The following is a 15970-nucleotide window of genomic DNA, read 5'->3' on the forward strand; positions in this document are numbered from 1 at the left end:
TATAATACAAAACTAATTTTTTTTAATTAAATCTAATAGCTTTTGAACGAAAGAATAATAGAATTAGAGCATATTACTCCAAAAGATTTTTGGGGTGCGCAGGATATACATTTAGAGGTAATTAAAAAACTGTATCCAAAATTAAAAATTGTGGCTCGTGGAACTACCATGAAGATTTACGGTGAGGCTGAAATTTTAGACCAGTTTCAAACGCGTTTTGATCGAATTTTAAAGTACTACGAAAAATACAGCCAACTGAACGAAAATATTATCGAAAGATTGATTTTAGACGATGTTCCGCAAAGAATGGATAAATCTGATGAAATTCTGGTACACGGTTTAGGCGGAAAGCTAATTAAGGCAACCACACCTAATCAGCAGAAAATGGTCGATTTGGTTTTTAAAAACGATATGGTTTTCGCTGTTGGTCCCGCAGGAACTGGTAAAACTTACACCGGTGTTGCATTAGCCGTGAAAGCTTTAAAGGAAAAACAGGTTAAGCGTATTATTTTAACCCGACCTGCAGTTGAAGCCGGAGAAAATCTAGGTTTTTTACCAGGCGATATGAAAGAAAAGTTAGATCCGTACATGCAACCGTTATACGATGCATTGCGCGATATGTTGCCACCAACCACGTTAGAAGATTATTTGTTAAAAGGAATCATTCAGATTGCGCCTTTGGCATTTATGCGTGGACGTACACTTGATAATGCTTTTGTAATTTTAGACGAAGCACAAAATACCACCCATTCACAAATGAAGATGTTTTTAACACGTATGGGTAAAAATGCTAAATTTATTATTACGGGCGATCCGGGTCAGGTTGATTTACCGCGAAAAGTAACATCGGGCTTGCGCGAAGCTCTACGTATTTTAGAAGGTGTAGAAGGTATTGGCTTTGTATTTTTAGATGATAAAGATATTGTACGTCACCGATTAGTTAAGAAAATTGTGGAAGCCTACAAAATTGTAGAAACAGCAAACGAATTTGCATCGCATCAAAATTATTATCATAATAACAATCAAAATACAGAAAATGCGACGAGTTAGTCGGATTTTTTGTTTGTTATTTTTAATATCCAATATAATAATGACAAAAGAAAAACTATTAAAAATGGTAAACTTAATTGATAATAATATATAATGAACAGAGTTTCTATATCATAAATTTCTCCTTTAAATTTAAAATATCCTAAATTAAATATCCCACCAAACAATAATCCAATAAAAGATGATAAAACAGATAAGAAAAAAACAATAGTAAAATATTTATATGCAGCTGATTTTTTCAAAATTAAATAAGAAATAAAAACTGGAATTAAAAAACTAACTAACAAAAAAGTTCCTATTATTAAAAATCCATTCATATCTTTTCTAACCAATAAAACTATTATATCTCAAAAAATTAAACAAACTCTTTCAACACATTCGCATCAATACTTTCATGTGATTCATTATAAACCACTTTACCATCTTTAATCAACAAAATTTGTGGTGATTGATGCGTAATTCTAAAATCATCTGCAATTTCATTAGAAATACTCCGGTAATCAATTAAATCTAAATAATACGCATCAATTACATCATGCAGTAAAAAATCATTTTCAAAATTCTTTAACGCCATTTTACTGATAATGCAACGCGTACTGTGTTTAAAAATCAACTGTAATTTATTGTGTGATGCTTCTTTTATCTCTTCAATTTGATTGCTGTTTTCTAAAACCTTCCAATTCATTTTTGTAAATTTAGTATTCAAATATACGTCAAAATTTCATATCCTTTTACATCGAAACTTACAACAAAGTGTCATTTTGGCATTATTTCATTCTGTTAAAATTTAAAATTAAGACATTTTGACATATTTTAATCTTTGGAATATCATTTGAAAATACTCTATCATCAAACAAAATAAACAACAAAGAACAAAAACATAAAGATTATGAACTTAAATAATTTTACAATAAAATCGCAAGAAGTACTGCAACAGGCTCAAGTTCTGGTACAGACCTTTGGTCAGCAACAAATAGAAAACGAGCATCTTTTAAAAGCAATTTTAGAGGTTGATGAAAACGTAACGCCTTTTATTCTGAAGAAAGTCGGTGTAAATATCGATCAGTTAAAATCGCAGAACGATCAAATCATTGAATCGTTCCCAAGAGTTGAAGGTGCGCAGATAGATTTATCGCGATTAGCAGGAAATGCGTTGAACGAAGCACAGGTTATCGCCAAAAAAATGAACGATGAATATGTATCGATCGAACATTTGTTTCTGGCAATTTTTAAATCAAACAGTAAAATTGCATCATTTCTAAAAACCAGCGGAGCAACCGAAAAACAAATCGAAACTGCAATTAATGAACTACGAAAAGGCGAACGCGTAACATCGGCATCGGCAGAAGAAACTTACAATTCACTGAATAAATATGCCAAAAACTTAAACGATTTGGCGAACAGCGGAAAATTGGATCCTGTAATTGGGCGTGATGAAGAAATTCGCCGTGTTTTACAAATTTTAACCCGAAGATCTAAAAATAATCCAATGTTAATTGGCGAGCCGGGTGTTGGTAAAACCGCAATTGCCGAAGGTTTGGCACACAGAATTGTTCAGGGCGATGTACCTGAAAACCTGAAAGACAAATTGGTTTTTTCGTTAGATATGGGCGCGTTGATTGCCGGCGCAAAGTACAAAGGCGAATTTGAAGAACGATTGAAATCGGTTGTGAAAGAAGTAACATCGTCTGAAGGAAATATTATTCTTTTTATCGATGAAATTCATACGCTTGTTGGTGCCGGTGGTGGCGAAGGAGCTATGGATGCGGCTAATATTTTAAAACCAGCTTTGGCTCGTGGCGAATTAAGAGCAATTGGCGCGACAACTTTAGACGAGTATCAAAAATATTTCGAGAAAGATAAAGCGTTAGAACGTCGTTTTCAAAAGGTTATTATAGAAGAACCCGATACCGAAAGTGCGATTTCTATTCTGCGTGGTATCAAAGAAAAGTATGAAACACACCACAAAGTTCGTATTAAAGACGAAGCAATTATTGGTGCGGTTGAACTTTCGCAACGCTATATTTCGAACAGATTTTTACCAGACAAAGCGATCGATTTAATGGATGAAGCGGCATCGAAAATCAGAATGGAGATCAATTCAAAACCAGAAGAATTAGATGTTTTAGACAGAAAAATCATGCAGTTGGAAATTGAAATTGAAGCGATTAAGCGTGAAAATGACGAAGCAAAATTGAAAGCTTTGGGGATTGATCTGGCAAATTTAAAAGAAGATCGAAATCAGATTTTTTCTAAATGGAAATCAGAAAAAGATGTGGTTGACAATATTCAGAATGCCAAATTAGAAATCGAAGAATACAAATTAGAAGCAGAACGCGCCGAGCGTAATGGAGATTATGGTAAAGTTGCCGAAATTCGTTACGGAAAAATTCAGGATGCAGAAAATCGCTTGGCTGAATATCAAAAACAGTTAGATGAAAATCAAAAAGGACCTTCGCTGATTAAAGAAGAGGTTACTTATGAGGATATTGCCGAAGTTGTTGCAAAGTGGACAGGTGTTCCGGTGACAAAAATGTTGCAGACCGATCGTGAAAAGCTGTTGAATTTAGAAAATGAATTACATAAGCGAGTTGTTGGTCAGGAAGAAGCAATCGAAGCCATTTCAGACGCCGTTCGCAGAAGTCGTTCGGGATTGCAAGATCCTAAAAAGCCAATCGGATCGTTCTTGTTTCTTGGAACAACCGGTGTTGGTAAAACCGAGCTGGCAAAAGCGTTGGCTGAATATTTGTTCGATGACGAAAACGCCATGACTCGAATTGATATGAGCGAATATTCTGAACGCCACAGTGTGAGTCGTTTGGTTGGTGCGCCTCCTGGATATGTGGGTTACGATGAAGGCGGTCAGTTGACAGAAGCGGTTAGAAGAAGACCTTATTCGGTTATTTTATTAGATGAAATTGAAAAAGCCCATCCCGATACTTTCAACGTACTGTTGCAGGTTTTAGATGAAGGTAGATTAACAGATAACAAAGGTCGTTTGGCAGATTTTAAAAACACCATTATTATTATGACATCGAACATGGGAAGCCATATTATTCAGGAACAGTTCGATAAAAATCCTGTTGAAGAAGCTACTGAAAATGCTAAAACCGAAGTTTTGAATCAATTAAAAACAATGGTTCGCCCGGAATTTTTAAACCGTATTGATGAAATCATCATGTTTACGCCACTTACTAAAGGTAACATTGAACAAATTGTATCGTTCCAGTTAAAAAGCGTGTTTAAAATGTTGGCGCAACAACATATTACTATGGATGCAACGCCTGAAGCTATTAACTATTTAGCTAAAAAAGGATTTGATCCGCATTTTGGTGCCCGTCCGGTAAAACGTGTGATACAGCGCGAAGTTTTAAATCAACTTTCAAAAGAAATTCTTTCGGGATCTATTAAAACCGACAGTATTATTCTTCTTGATAGTTTTGAAGATAAATTGGTTTTTAGAAACCAAGACTAACAACAACACAACAATAAAGCGTCTTAAAATATTTTAAGACGCTTTTATATTTTTATTTAATCAATTTTCGTAAATTGGAAATAAAAAAATTATGGAACAAAGACATGTAGAAATTTTTGCCGGAAGCGCAATTATGGCAATGGCTGTAAAGCATACGTTAGATGGAAACAATATTTCGTATGTAGAACGAAATGATATAGATTCTGCAATTACAGCCGGATTTGGATCTGCCGATAAAGCTGTACACATTTTTGTGTTAGAAGACGACGAAGAGAAAGCGCGTTACGCTTTAGTTGAATCAAATTTTGACGATATTGACGAAGTTGGCGATTTAATAGACGAAAACGAAGAATAAAAAAAAGCTGTTCAAATGAACAGCTTTTTGATTTTAATTAGCGAACTAATTTTTTGTATTTGATACGCGTTGGTGCTACATCACCTAAACGTTTTTTACGGTTTTCTTCGTATTCAGAGAAAGATCCTTCAAAGAAATAAACTTCAGAATCGCCTTCAAAAGCTAAAATATGTGTACAAACACGGTCTAAAAACCAACGATCGTGCGAAATAATTACAGCACAACCTGCAAAGTTTTCCAAACCTTCTTCTAACGCTCGTAACGTATTAATATCCAAATCATTGGTAGGCTCATCTAACAACAAAACGTTACCCTCTTCTTTCAAAGTCATTGCCAAGTGCAAACGGTTACGTTCACCACCCGATAAGGTTGAAACTTTTTTATTTTGATCAGATCCTGCAAAGTTAAAGCGCGATAAATAAGCACGCGCATTTACTTGACGACCGCCCATCATGATTAATTCCTGACCTTCAGCAAAATTCTCATAAATTGATTTTTCTGTATCGATATTTTTATGTGATTGATCTACATAAGCAATTTTTACGGTATCACCTACCACGAATTCGCCGGCATCAGCTTTTTGCTCATCCATAATCATACGGAAAATGGTAGATTTACCAGCACCATTTGGTCCAATAATACCTACAATACCTGCTTGTGGCAATGTGAAGTTTAAATTGTCGTACAAAATTTTATCGCCGAATGCTTTAGCAACACTTTTAGCTTCAATAACATTGGTACCTAAACGCGGTCCATTCGGAATGTAGATTTCCAATTGTTCTTCTAACTGTTTTTGATCTTCATTCAACAATCGGTCGTAATTCTGTAAACGTGCCTTTTGCTTTGTTTGACGACCTTTTGCTCCTTGACGAACCCAATCTAATTCGCGTTCAAGCGTTTTTCTACGTTTTGATGCTGTTTTTTCCTCCTGCTCTAAGCGTTTTGCTTTTTGATCTAACCAAGAAGAATAGTTTCCTTTCCACGGAATACCTTCTCCCCTGTCTAATTCTAAAATCCATCCGGCAACATTATCCAAGAAATAACGGTCGTGCGTTACGGCGATAATTGTTCCTTTATATTGTTGTAAATGTTGTTCTAACCAATGAACCGATTCGGCATCTAAGTGGTTGGTAGGCTCATCTAACAACAACACATCTGGCTCTTGCAACAACAAACGGCACAGAGCAACACGGCGACGTTCACCGCCCGAAAGCACAGAAATTGGTGTATCTGGTTCTGGACAACGAAGTGCATCCATAGCAACTTCTAATTTATTATCTAATTCCCACCCGCCTACTGCATCAATTTTATCTTGTAAATCTGCCTGGCGATCCATCAATTTCTGCATTTTATCTGCATCTTCATAAACCTCTGGCAAACCAAACATATCGTTAATTTTGTTGAACTCGTCTAAAATAGCAACAACTTCTGCCATTCCTTCGCGAACGACTTCAATCACCGTTTTGGTTTCATCTAACTGCGGTTCCTGCTCTAAATAACCAACCGTGTAACCCGGTGCAAAAACCACATCGCCTTGATAATTTTTATCGGCACCTGCAATAATTTTAAGCAAAGATGATTTTCCTGAACCATTTAAACCTAAAATTCCAATTTTAGCTCCGTAAAAAAAGCTTAAATAAATATCTTTAAGCACTGTTTTGTTTGTCGATGAGTAAGTTTTACTCACTTTCGACATTGAAAAGATTACTTTTTTATCGTCTGACATAATTATTTTTTAGTATATTTTTAGATACACATCAAAAATACCACTTAAAATTGTATTAATAAAAATTTATTTGATTGCAGATAAAAATCTGTTTTGTATTTTTGAATAAAAATAGAAATATGGAATTTACAGAGAACTTTAGAAAATCGAATAATTTTAGAATTATCGGTCAAATGCTTTATATAACAGATGCAAATGGTCATGAATTGGAACTTTTTGTTGGTGAAGAAATTGAAGCTGCAAGATGGAGCGATGAAGGCAGATTGCTTGTTGTACTGAAAAGCGGAGCAGTTAGATCGTACGAAAACGAGATTAACTATATTAAAATCTAACATTTATAAATGTTGTGTTTTTAAAATTAGAATTAAAATTTTGCCAATACACCAAAATGTATTGGCTTTATTTAATTTTGCAAACAATACTAATTAGCGAAATGCGCTAAAAAAGAATAATTTATTTATGGATGTTTCTATTATCATTGTAAACTACAATTCATGGGTTGTTTTAAGCAATTGTATTGAAAGTATTTTAAATTTAAATACAGCTTTAAGTACCGAAATAATTGTTGTTGATAATAACTCTACAAATGACTTATTTTTACAGTATCAGCAAAAATTTCCAACTGTAAAATGGATCTCAAATTCCGGAAATAATGGTTTTGCAAATGGTTGCAATTTAGGTGCTGCGAATGCTAACGGAGACTATCTCTTCTTTTTAAATCCAGACACCAAACTAAATAAAGGCGTTTTAGAGCATTTTACTGCAATTTACCACAAAGAAAATATCGGAATTTTATCTTGTTTGCAAACAAATAGTAAGGATTCGTTTCATAAATACAATTTATTATTTCCAAACTCATTGCGAATTTTTGGTATATTGCGAAGTTTAGAACGAGTTTTTAAAAAGAAACAATTAACTGAACATTTTAAAGAAACAGCTACAAGAAGTTATCCCGATTGGATTTCAGGTTCGGCAATATTTATATCGAAAGATAATTTTGATTTGATAAATAAATGGAACGAAGATTATTGGATGTATTTTGAAGATGTTGATTTATGCAAAAAAGCTCAAGACAATAATTTACCGTGTGTTATAACGAAAGAAGTTTCGCTTTTTCACTTACATGGTGGCGCATCAAGAGTAAATCCGAAAACAAAAGCCATAACAAAGTCCGAAGTAATAAAATCGCGGCATATTTATATTTCAAATCATTTTTCGACTGCAAGTCAGCAATGGCTTCATCCTTTATTAATGACAAATAATATGTTTACTGTTAGTATTTTTGCAATTTTGTCATTTCCTTTATTCTTTTTAAAGAAACTAAAAGTTAATAGATACAAATTTTTAGAACTTTACAGTTACTATCAAACAGCACTAAAACACAAAACTTGGTTAAGTTACCGATCAACAAATTTTAAATTCTAATAATGAAGAAGATTCTTGTAATACAGCAAAAAATGATCGGCGATGTGTTGGTTTCTTCTATTATTTGCGAAAATTTAGCCATAGAATTTCCAAATGCTCAAATCGATTATTTAATTTACGATACCACGTATCCGGTACTTTTAAACAATCATTCTAATTACAACATTATTCATTTTACCAGCAAACAACGCGATTCTAAAATTGAACTATTAAAGTTTACTGCTAAAATCAGAAAAGAAAAATACGATATTGTAATAGACAGTTACTCTAAATTAGAAAGTTGGATTATTACAGGATTTTCAGGAGCAAAAACTCGAATTTCGTTCGATAAAAAATACATAAACGCTATTTATACACACGTTGTTGAACGCCACAACAAGCCAAAAACAAATTTAGGTTTAACGATAGAGCAAAGGTTAGAACTTTTAAAACCATTGGGAATTTTAACTCCTAAAGTTTTAAAACCTACATTAGTTGTAAGTGAAAACGAAAAACAACAAGCGATTACACTTTTAGAAAAGCATAATATCGATAAAAGCATTCCTTTGGCAATGATAAGCTTATTAGGAAGTAGCGAATCTAAAACCTATCCATTGGAATATATGGCACAAATTATTGATGAAATTATTGCCTACAAACCAATAAATCTGCTGTTTAATTATATCCCCAATCAAATAAACGAAGCCAAGAAAATTTACGAGCTTTGCAAACCCGAAACTCAAAAGCATATTTATTTTGATGTAATAGGAAAATCGTTACGAGATTTTATCGGATTAATGAATGTGTGCGATTTTATAATTGGAAATGACGGCGGTGCAATTAACATGGCGAAAGCACTAAACAAACCTGCTTTTACAATATTTTCGCCGGTTATTGATAAATTAGGTTGGAATAGTTTTGAAGACGGCATCAACTATATTTCTGTGCATTTGAAAGATTACAAGCCGAATCTTTTTGAAAATTTATCAATTAAAGATATTAAAATTAAAAATGAACAGCTATATTTAGAACTTGATCCAAAGTTGTTTAAACCCTTATTAATGCATTTCTTAAAACATAATGCATAAACACTATGAATATCAACACTAAAATTTCTGCGTTAATAATTACGAAAAATGAGGCGCATAATATTGTAGAATTAATAGAGAATTTAACTTTTGTTGATGAAATTATTATTGTTGATTCTTTCAGTACTGATGCTACCGAAGAATTAGCAACAAAATTTGATCGAGTAAAGTTTTATAAACATAAATTCGAAAATTATGCATCACAAAGAAATATTGCTTTAGGATATGCAACAAACTCTTGGATTTTATTTTTAGATGCCGACGAACGTCTTACTCCAGCATTATCTGCAGAAATTCAAGAAACATTAAAAAAACCTACTGCCGACGCTTACTTTTTTTACAGAACATATTATTACAAGAATAAACCAATGCACTTTACAGGCTTGCAAGCCGATAAAAACATACGGTTGTTTAAAAAAGAAGTTGGTACTTACACCGGTTTGGTTCACGAGAAATTAATGGTAGAAGGAAAGATTTCATCCCTTAAAAACAAGCTTATCCACTATTCTTTTCATGATTATAAAAGTTACAAAGAAAAATTAAAAAACTACGGAAAATTAAAAGCTAAAGAAAAATTCAGTAAAGGAGAAAAATACAATATCTTTAAACATTACGGACACTCAACTTATTGTTTTTTAAACCGTTATTTATTTAGATTAGGTTTTTTAGACGGAAAAAAAGGGGCTGTTGTAAGCTATCTTATGGCATATTCTATTTGGGAACGTTATACCGAAATTAAGCGTTTACGCAAGAAATAAACCGTTATTATCTCCAGAATTTGTAGCGTTTTTTCAACATTTGCTTTCTGTGAAATTTCATTTGAAATTCGCTGGTTAAATTCCATAATAAATTAAAGATTTCTTGTTCACTTTTTTGGTTGTACAATTTCGCATATTCGTTTGCCATAACAGCAATCATTTCTTTTTTAGGCGTTAACCGGCGTAAATTATACATGCGTTGTTCAAACGACATTTGCGTATGAAACTGCATTCTGTTTAAATCGACCAAATAAAACGAATATGAATTATCTGAATTGATTTTTATCAGTGTATTTCCTGGCGAATGATCTTTAAACTCTACTCCTGCTTCATGTAATTTGTAGCAAAAAACAGTAAAAGCACGTAAAATCTCCTCATGATTTTCTAAATCAGGATTTTGAACTAAATCTCTGTACGTGTATTCTGTAACAATATGTTCGCAAACGTAAAAGCTTTTTCCTAAACCAATTCTATCACTATATTCGGCAAATGCAATGGGTTGCGGCGTTCCAATATCGCTATTTAATAATCGCAAAGCATAATTATAAGAACGTTTAGCTTTTGAATCTCGAATAAATCTATAAACAAACGAGTTTAGCAAATTAGGCTTTTTAAAAGCTTTAATATTCAGCAATTGATCGTTTAACGGGAAAATCTTAATGGTATTTCGGCTTCCTTTAACCAAAAGCGTTCCTTGTTCATTAAAATGCGTAAGTAAAGTTTCTATATCTTTTTTTTGATCGATAAACTGCGGCTGTACAACTAACTTCATTTTACAAATATTGCGAAATTCCTTTTTCTGTTCGTATAATTTTTTCTTGAATTGATTTATGCTGAATTAAATCGTTTTCTTTTAACTGATCGCGTGGATTTTCGGTATGATAAATATGATATACAATTCCAACATAACGCAATCTCTTTGCTAAAACGCCTTTATTTCCCAATCGAATAACCAAGTCACTATCTTCTCTACCCCAACCTTCAAAACTTTCATTGTAACCGTTAATCGCAATAAAATCTTCTCTCCAAAATGATACGTTGCATCCACGGAAATTCGACGAAAAACCTTCGTGCGGTTTATACATTTTAGACAATAATTTGTTGTGAATGGTTCTTGATTTCTTCTTTAAATTTTTAGAAAAGAAATTGAATTTTGTTTTCTGTTCATTAAAAATCCCCGGCAACGCTTCTTTAGTAATCGTAGCTCGTGTTCCGTATAAATAAACGTTTTTTCGAACATTTTCTTTATGATCTGCAATAAATTTTGGATGCATGATACAATCTCCATCGATCTGAATAATATAATCGCACGAGCTTTCAGCAACGGCTTTATTCAAAATAATGGCTTTGCGAAAACCTTTATCTTCCTGCCAAACATGAATTACCTTAAATGTACTTTTCTGAATAAAATTATCGATAAGCTTTTTGGTTTCTTCGGTAGATCCGTCATCGGCAATCAACACTTCATCAGGCATTTCTGTTTGTTCAAAAATACTTTTAAAGATAAGTTCTAAAGCTTGCGGCCAGTTGTAGGTTGATATTAGTAAAGCTGTTTTCATTAATTACAAATAATGGTACAAATATATATTATAAGATATTTAAAGTAGGTATAACTTACTTTTTTCTTTATTTTTACTTCGAAATTAAAGATAGATGTTAAAAATAGCCGTTATAATTATTAATTACAACTCTAGCGAGTACACTATTAATTGTATTAAAAGCATTTTACAAAAAACAGATGATAGCTTTAACTATAAGGCTTATATCGTAGATAATAATTCGGAAAAAGAAGATTATTACCATTTACAAAATTATTTAAACCAGAATGTTAACAGTAAAATTTCGTTACACAGAAGCAACATTAATAAGGGGTTTGGTGGCGGAAATATGTTTGGATTACAGTTTGCAGAACCATCAGAATTTGTCGCATTTGTAAATAATGATACCTTGTTTTTAAATGACTGTTTACAAATTTTGTATGATTTTATAAAAAACAAAACAAGTGTAGCTATTGTTGGCGGACAAAGTTTTGATGATAAGAATAATGAAATTATATCTTTTGATCATTATGCAAGTACAATCAGACAAATTTTTGGAAGAAGGTTTTTAGAAAGATTGAATTCTGAAAAATATCCTGTTAGAAAAAAAAACTATCAAACGCCAATGAAAGTTAACACCGTATCGGGAAGTTTTATGCTTATCGACAGAAAAATCTTTAACGAAATTGGCGGTTTTGACGAAAATTTATTTCTTTATTATGAAGAAACAGATGTTTGTCTGCGTTTAAGAAAACTGAATAAAGATTGTTACATAGTGCCACAAGCAAAATATTTGCACTATCATGGTGCAAGTACCGAACGCAGCATTAAAATAAAAAAAGAACTTAAAATTTCGTTGGTTTACTTGGTTCAAAAGCATTACGGATTAATTAGTAAAAAAATACTTTTATTATATTTATTTATAACCAGTTTTTTTTCAAGCATAATAAAACCTAAAAAGTGGACGTTTTTTAATTTGTATCTTCAAGGTGCACCGCTTACCAAATCATTAAAAACACAACAAAAAATAACCGAATTATAATTTTTATGAACATAACTATTGTAGCTTTTGATTTATGGGGCTTTAATAAAAAAATTGTCGATCATTTAATTAAGCAAGGACATGAAGTTACTTTTTTAGATCTCAATGCTATTAACTACATATATAAAAGTAAATGGCAACGCGCTGGTAATTTTTTAAACAAAGTGTTTTTTGGGAAAAACATAAAAAAAGATTACCGCAACAAAACTTTAATTAAAAGGATTAGCGAGTTACCAAAACAAGATTATGTTTTAATTGTAAATCCTAACCAATTTAGAAATGATATAAGGTTATTATTAAGGAATAAAACAACAAATTTTATTGCTTATAATTACGATTCTTTGGCAAGAATACCTTTGCCGGAAAATCATAACGAGTTATTTGATAAAATCTTCTCATTTGATATTGAAGATGTACAAAAAAACTCTTATTTAACATTACTTACAAATTTTATATATTTAGATAAATTACCATATTTACAAATTCAAAATAAAGCTTTTATGATTTTATCAAAATCATACGAACGAGAAGTTTTATTAAGTAGAATTGCTAATATCTTCGATAAAAAAGGGATTTATAATTATGAATTTATTGTTGCGAACCCTGCAACTAAAAAAGTGAATAAAAGAATTCATTTAACAGAAAAGCATATTAAGTTAGATATTGTTATAGATAAAATGAAAAATGCTGAAATTTTAATTGATTTAGTTAGACCTAATCAAACCGGTTTAAGTTTTAGGATTTTTGAGGCAATGGCTTTACAAAAGAAGATTATTACAAATAACCAGACTATAAAAAAATACGATTTTTACAATTCAAATAACATTTTAGTTATAAACAACCAAGTTGATGATATTGCTGATGAGTTTCTAACCAAACCGTATGAGGAAATTCCTGAAAAAATATACTATAAATACACATTAGAAAACTTTATAAACACTTTATTTCCTAATTTAAAGAAAAAAAACAATGCCTAAAACAAAAATCTATATTATTTGTCCTGAAATTAAGGTTCCAACTGGGGGAGTAAAACAATTATATAAATTAGCAGAGTTATTATCAGGTGAAAACTATGATGTTTTTTTAACTCATGGAAAAAAGAATTTTAAAAATAACTGGTTTTCAGCAAAAGTTCAATTCGCATATTTTCCAAATCTTTTTTATAAAATTTATAAATTAACTCGTAAGAATAAAAGAAAATATATTTTTAAGGATTTCTTTAAAGAACTTTTTATGGATAAATCGCTACCAGAAAAAGATTCTATTCTGATATTTCCTGAAGTATGGGGAGCAAATATACATACATTAACTCCTAATAAATATATAGTTTACAACCAAAACTGCTATTATACATTTAATTTATTTCCTTTTTTAAATAATGTTATAGAACATTCCTATGACAACACTAATTTTTTGGGTTTTTTAACTGTGTCTCAAGATTCTAAAGAATATTTGAATTTAGCATTCCCAAATCAGAAAACAGAGCCTATTTGTTTAGGTTTAAATCCTTCATTTTCATTTAGTAGCAATAAAGAAAAAATTATTGCTTTTATGCCAAGAAAACTAAAAGAAGATTTTAATCAAATCCATCAAATACTTGTAAACAACCCTCACTTTAAAGATTGGAAATGGCAACCTATTGATAATTGTACAGAAGATGAAGTTGCCACTATATTACAAAAAAGCGCTATTTTTTTAAGTTTTAATTATAATGAAGGCTTTGGTTTGCCTCCTGTTGAAGCAATGGCATGCGGTTGTTATGTTATTGGATATGCAGGAAATGCAGGAAAAGAGTACTTCTTGAGTGAATTTTCAACTATTGTAGCAGATAGAAATATAATAGAATATACGAAAGTACTTTTAGATAAAGTAATAACCTTTAATGAAAATCCGTTATCTTTAATTAATTTAGGAAAAGAAGCCTCAGTGTATGTTCACAAAACATACAATTTAGCACATGAAAAGCAATCAACACTTAATGCTGTAAATAATATATTAAAAAATGAAATTCCTATATAACATACTCCTTATTGTCTGCTTGGTAAGTCTGGCTTCGTGTCGTGACGATTTTAATTTTGAACCGGCTACTGGTTCGGAACTAACTTTTTCTAAAGACACCGTTTATTTAGACACTATTTTTTCGAATATCGGATCAAGCACTTACAATTTAAAGGTTTACAACAACAGTAACAAAGACATTAAAATACCTTCGATTAGATTGGGTAAAGGCGATAATTCCAATTTCCGATTAATGGTTGATGGAATGCCAGGAAAAAGCTTCGAAAACATCGAACTTTTGGCTAAAGACAGTATGTTTATTTTTGTTGAAACTACGGTTGATATTAAGCAACAAACCAACGGAAAAGAGTTTTTATATACCGATGAAATTCTTTTTCAAGCAGGCAATAATCAGCAAAAAGTGAACTTGGTAACTTTGGTTAAAGATGCTGTTTTTCTGTATCCGCAGAAATTTCAAGACGGTTCTTACGAAAGTATCACAATAAACGATGATAAAATTTATGGTTTCTTTTTAGATGAAAATGATGCTACAAATGGCAACGAATTAGAATGGAATAACGACAAACCTTACGTTATTTATGGCTATGCCGCTGTTCCACCTAATAAAACCTTGAATATTTCTACAGGAACCGAAATTCATTTCCACAGAAATTCAGCCTTGGTTTCGTTCCCAACATCAACCATAAATGCACAAGGATCAATCGAAACTCCAATTTTATTTCAAGGCGATCGTTTAGAACCAAGTTTTGAAAATACTCCAGGACAATGGTCAGGGATTTTAATCGGTCAGAACAGTAATCTAAACATAAAAAATGCAATCATTAAAAATGCCGTTAACGGATTGTTGATCAATGCTAATAATGGAACGGCTTCGTTAGAAAATCTTCAAATATATAATTGTGAGGAAGCGGCACTTTTATTGGCTACTGCGAAAGTAACGGGAAGTAATATCGTAACAAATAATTGCGGTGTAGCAGGCTTGGTTATTGCAAATGGCGGAACGTACGATTTTACTCATTGTACGTTTGCTAACTTCTGGAGCCGACAAAATCAAACGGCTGTTATAATGAATAATGGCGACGGAACGAATGCTTTTGCTTTAAATGCACACTTTAAAAATAGTATTATTTATGGTAACGCAAGCGAATCATTATTGATGGTTCCGGCAAATAAAGAGACAAATTTCACCTTTAAGTTTGAATATTCGTTAGTTAAATTTCAAAATTCAGGTAACAGGTTTGATACTACCAGTTTCCCTTATAATTTTAGCAATACAGCCAATTTCAATAATTGTTTACTTGCTAAAAATTTCAGCGATCATCAGCCATATTTTTTAAATACCTCTAAAAACGAACTGATGATTACCGATAAAGCTACGTCATTAATAAATTACGGAAATCCGTTTTTTGCACAACAGGCAGCTCAAGATTTATTGGGAAAAAGCAGGTTAGCATCGGCAGATTTGGGAGCTTACCAACACGTAAGTTCTTCGGCAGATTAAATTGCTAATATGAA

The 15970-nt window shown here is 31.9% G+C and carries 16 protein-coding genes; 11 read left to right on the forward strand and 5 right to left on the reverse strand.

Going from position 1 to position 15970, the window contains the following annotated elements:
* The first annotated feature begins 42 nt into the window (after positions 1-42).
* Complete coding sequence (locus F0460_RS05090) at positions 43-1050, forward strand: PhoH family protein (RefSeq protein ID WP_150010928.1); 1008 nt, start codon at positions 43-45, stop codon at positions 1048-1050.
* Here the strand turns inward: F0460_RS05090 and F0460_RS05095 are convergent.
* Both F0460_RS05095 and ytxJ read right to left on the reverse strand, forming a co-directional pair.
* Positions 1047-1367, reverse strand: a complete 321-nt coding sequence (locus F0460_RS05095; RefSeq protein ID WP_150010930.1) for a hypothetical protein — start codon at positions 1365-1367, stop codon at positions 1047-1049. The genes F0460_RS05090 and F0460_RS05095 overlap by 4 nt on opposite strands.
* Positions 1368-1405: 38 nt before the next feature.
* The gene (gene ytxJ / locus F0460_RS05100) at positions 1406-1756 is read right to left on the reverse strand and encodes a bacillithiol system redox-active protein YtxJ (RefSeq protein WP_397361830.1); all 351 of its coding nucleotides are present in this window, start codon (positions 1754-1756) and stop codon (positions 1406-1408) included.
* Positions 1757-1939: 183 nt separating this feature from the next.
* Here ytxJ and clpB point away from each other — a divergent pair, with 183 nt between their 5' ends.
* On the forward strand, positions 1940-4525 hold the full coding sequence (gene clpB, locus F0460_RS05105; RefSeq protein ID WP_150010934.1) for an ATP-dependent chaperone ClpB: 2586 nt from the start codon (positions 1940-1942) through the stop codon (positions 4523-4525).
* A 91-nt stretch (positions 4526-4616) separates the two neighbouring features.
* Entirely contained in the window at positions 4617-4880 is a 264-nt protein-coding gene (locus F0460_RS05110; protein ID WP_150010936.1) for a putative signal transducing protein, read from the forward strand.
* 37 nt (positions 4881-4917) lie between these two features.
* Here the strand turns inward: F0460_RS05110 and ettA are convergent, their stop codons facing one another.
* Entirely contained in the window at positions 4918-6606 is a 1689-nt protein-coding gene (gene ettA, locus F0460_RS05115; protein ID WP_150010938.1) for an energy-dependent translational throttle protein EttA, read from the reverse strand.
* Between the two features lie 119 nt (positions 6607-6725).
* Between ettA and F0460_RS05120 the strand changes: the two genes are divergently transcribed.
* The 4 genes from F0460_RS05120 to F0460_RS05135 all read left to right on the forward strand — a co-directional run bounded on the left by F0460_RS05120 (position 6726) and on the right by F0460_RS05135 (position 9856).
* Positions 6726-6938 carry a hypothetical protein gene (locus F0460_RS05120; RefSeq protein ID WP_150010940.1) on the forward strand — a complete coding sequence of 71 codons (213 nt, stop codon included), beginning with the start codon at positions 6726-6728 and terminating at the stop codon, positions 6936-6938.
* A gap of 127 nt (positions 6939-7065) precedes the next feature.
* Positions 7066-8031 (forward strand): glycosyltransferase family 2 protein, encoded by a 966-nt coding sequence (locus F0460_RS05125; protein WP_150010942.1) that lies wholly within the window; start codon positions 7066-7068, stop codon positions 8029-8031.
* A 2-nt stretch (positions 8032-8033) separates the two neighbouring features.
* Positions 8034-9098, forward strand: a complete 1065-nt coding sequence (locus F0460_RS05130) for a glycosyltransferase family 9 protein (protein ID WP_223810766.1) — start codon at positions 8034-8036, stop codon at positions 9096-9098.
* A gap of 5 nt (positions 9099-9103) precedes the next feature.
* Positions 9104-9856 (forward strand): glycosyltransferase family 2 protein, encoded by a 753-nt coding sequence (locus F0460_RS05135; RefSeq protein ID WP_150010944.1) that lies wholly within the window; start codon positions 9104-9106, stop codon positions 9854-9856.
* A gap of 7 nt (positions 9857-9863) precedes the next feature.
* On the opposite strand, the gene F0460_RS05140 is transcribed toward F0460_RS05135, so the two are convergent.
* Both F0460_RS05140 and F0460_RS05145 read right to left on the reverse strand, forming a co-directional pair.
* Positions 9864-10628, reverse strand: coding sequence for a lipopolysaccharide kinase InaA family protein (locus tag F0460_RS05140; RefSeq protein ID WP_150010946.1), 765 nt, complete (start codon positions 10626-10628; stop codon positions 9864-9866).
* Position 10629: 1 nt separating this feature from the next.
* Positions 10630-11415: a glycosyltransferase family 2 protein gene (locus tag F0460_RS05145; protein ID WP_150010948.1), complete on the reverse strand. Its 786-nt coding sequence runs from the start codon at positions 11413-11415 to the stop codon at positions 10630-10632.
* 94 nt (positions 11416-11509) lie between these two features.
* Here F0460_RS05145 and F0460_RS05150 point away from each other — a divergent pair, with 94 nt between their 5' ends.
* From F0460_RS05150 to F0460_RS05165, 4 genes are read left to right on the forward strand one after another with little or no spacing between them, the layout of a single operon-like run.
* Positions 11510-12436 (forward strand): glycosyltransferase family 2 protein, encoded by a 927-nt coding sequence (locus F0460_RS05150; RefSeq protein WP_150010950.1) that lies wholly within the window; start codon positions 11510-11512, stop codon positions 12434-12436.
* 5 nt (positions 12437-12441) lie between these two features.
* Entirely contained in the window at positions 12442-13413 is a 972-nt protein-coding gene (locus F0460_RS05155) for a hypothetical protein (protein ID WP_150010952.1), read from the forward strand.
* Positions 13406-14455, forward strand: a complete 1050-nt coding sequence (locus tag F0460_RS05160; RefSeq protein WP_150010954.1) for a glycosyltransferase — start codon at positions 13406-13408, stop codon at positions 14453-14455. Before F0460_RS05155 ends, F0460_RS05160 begins: the two co-directional genes overlap by 8 nt.
* The gene (locus F0460_RS05165) at positions 14439-15956 is read left to right on the forward strand and encodes a hypothetical protein (RefSeq protein WP_150010956.1); all 1518 of its coding nucleotides are present in this window, start codon (positions 14439-14441) and stop codon (positions 15954-15956) included. The genes F0460_RS05160 and F0460_RS05165 overlap by 17 nt, the downstream gene beginning before the upstream one ends.
* The last annotated feature ends 14 nt before the right edge of the window (positions 15957-15970 follow it).

The sequence above is a fragment of the Paenimyroides baculatum genome (genome assembly GCF_008629655.1).
In the GTDB taxonomy this organism is placed as follows: Bacteria; Bacteroidota; Bacteroidia; order Flavobacteriales; family Flavobacteriaceae; genus Flavobacterium; species Flavobacterium baculatum.

Excerpts from the sequence above, each read along its gene's own strand:
- F0460_RS05140 (WP_150010946.1), bottom strand. The coding sequence starts at position 10,628 with ATGAAGTTAGTTGTACAGCCGCAGTTTATCGATCAAAAAAAAGATATA.
- F0460_RS05125 (WP_150010942.1), top strand. The coding sequence starts at position 7,066 with ATGGATGTTTCTATTATCATTGTAAACTACAATTCATGGGTTGTTTTA.
- F0460_RS05145 (WP_150010948.1), bottom strand. The coding sequence starts at position 11,415 with ATGAAAACAGCTTTACTAATATCAACCTACAACTGGCCGCAAGCTTTA.
- F0460_RS05160 (WP_150010954.1), top strand. The coding sequence starts at position 13,406 with ATGCCTAAAACAAAAATCTATATTATTTGTCCTGAAATTAAGGTTCCA.
- clpB (WP_150010934.1), top strand. The coding sequence starts at position 1,940 with ATGAACTTAAATAATTTTACAATAAAATCGCAAGAAGTACTGCAACAG.
- F0460_RS05135 (WP_150010944.1), top strand. The coding sequence starts at position 9,104 with ATGAATATCAACACTAAAATTTCTGCGTTAATAATTACGAAAAATGAG.
- F0460_RS05095 (WP_150010930.1), bottom strand. The coding sequence starts at position 1,367 with ATGAATGGATTTTTAATAATAGGAACTTTTTTGTTAGTTAGTTTTTTA.
- F0460_RS05110 (WP_150010936.1), top strand. The coding sequence starts at position 4,617 with ATGGAACAAAGACATGTAGAAATTTTTGCCGGAAGCGCAATTATGGCA.
- F0460_RS05120 (WP_150010940.1), top strand. The coding sequence starts at position 6,726 with ATGGAATTTACAGAGAACTTTAGAAAATCGAATAATTTTAGAATTATC.
- F0460_RS05150 (WP_150010950.1), top strand. The coding sequence starts at position 11,510 with ATGTTAAAAATAGCCGTTATAATTATTAATTACAACTCTAGCGAGTAC.
- ettA (WP_150010938.1), bottom strand. The coding sequence starts at position 6,606 with ATGTCAGACGATAAAAAAGTAATCTTTTCAATGTCGAAAGTGAGTAAA.
- F0460_RS05155 (WP_150010952.1), top strand. The coding sequence starts at position 12,442 with ATGAACATAACTATTGTAGCTTTTGATTTATGGGGCTTTAATAAAAAA.
- F0460_RS05165 (WP_150010956.1), top strand. The coding sequence starts at position 14,439 with ATGAAATTCCTATATAACATACTCCTTATTGTCTGCTTGGTAAGTCTG.
- F0460_RS05130 (WP_223810766.1), top strand. The coding sequence starts at position 8,034 with ATGAAGAAGATTCTTGTAATACAGCAAAAAATGATCGGCGATGTGTTG.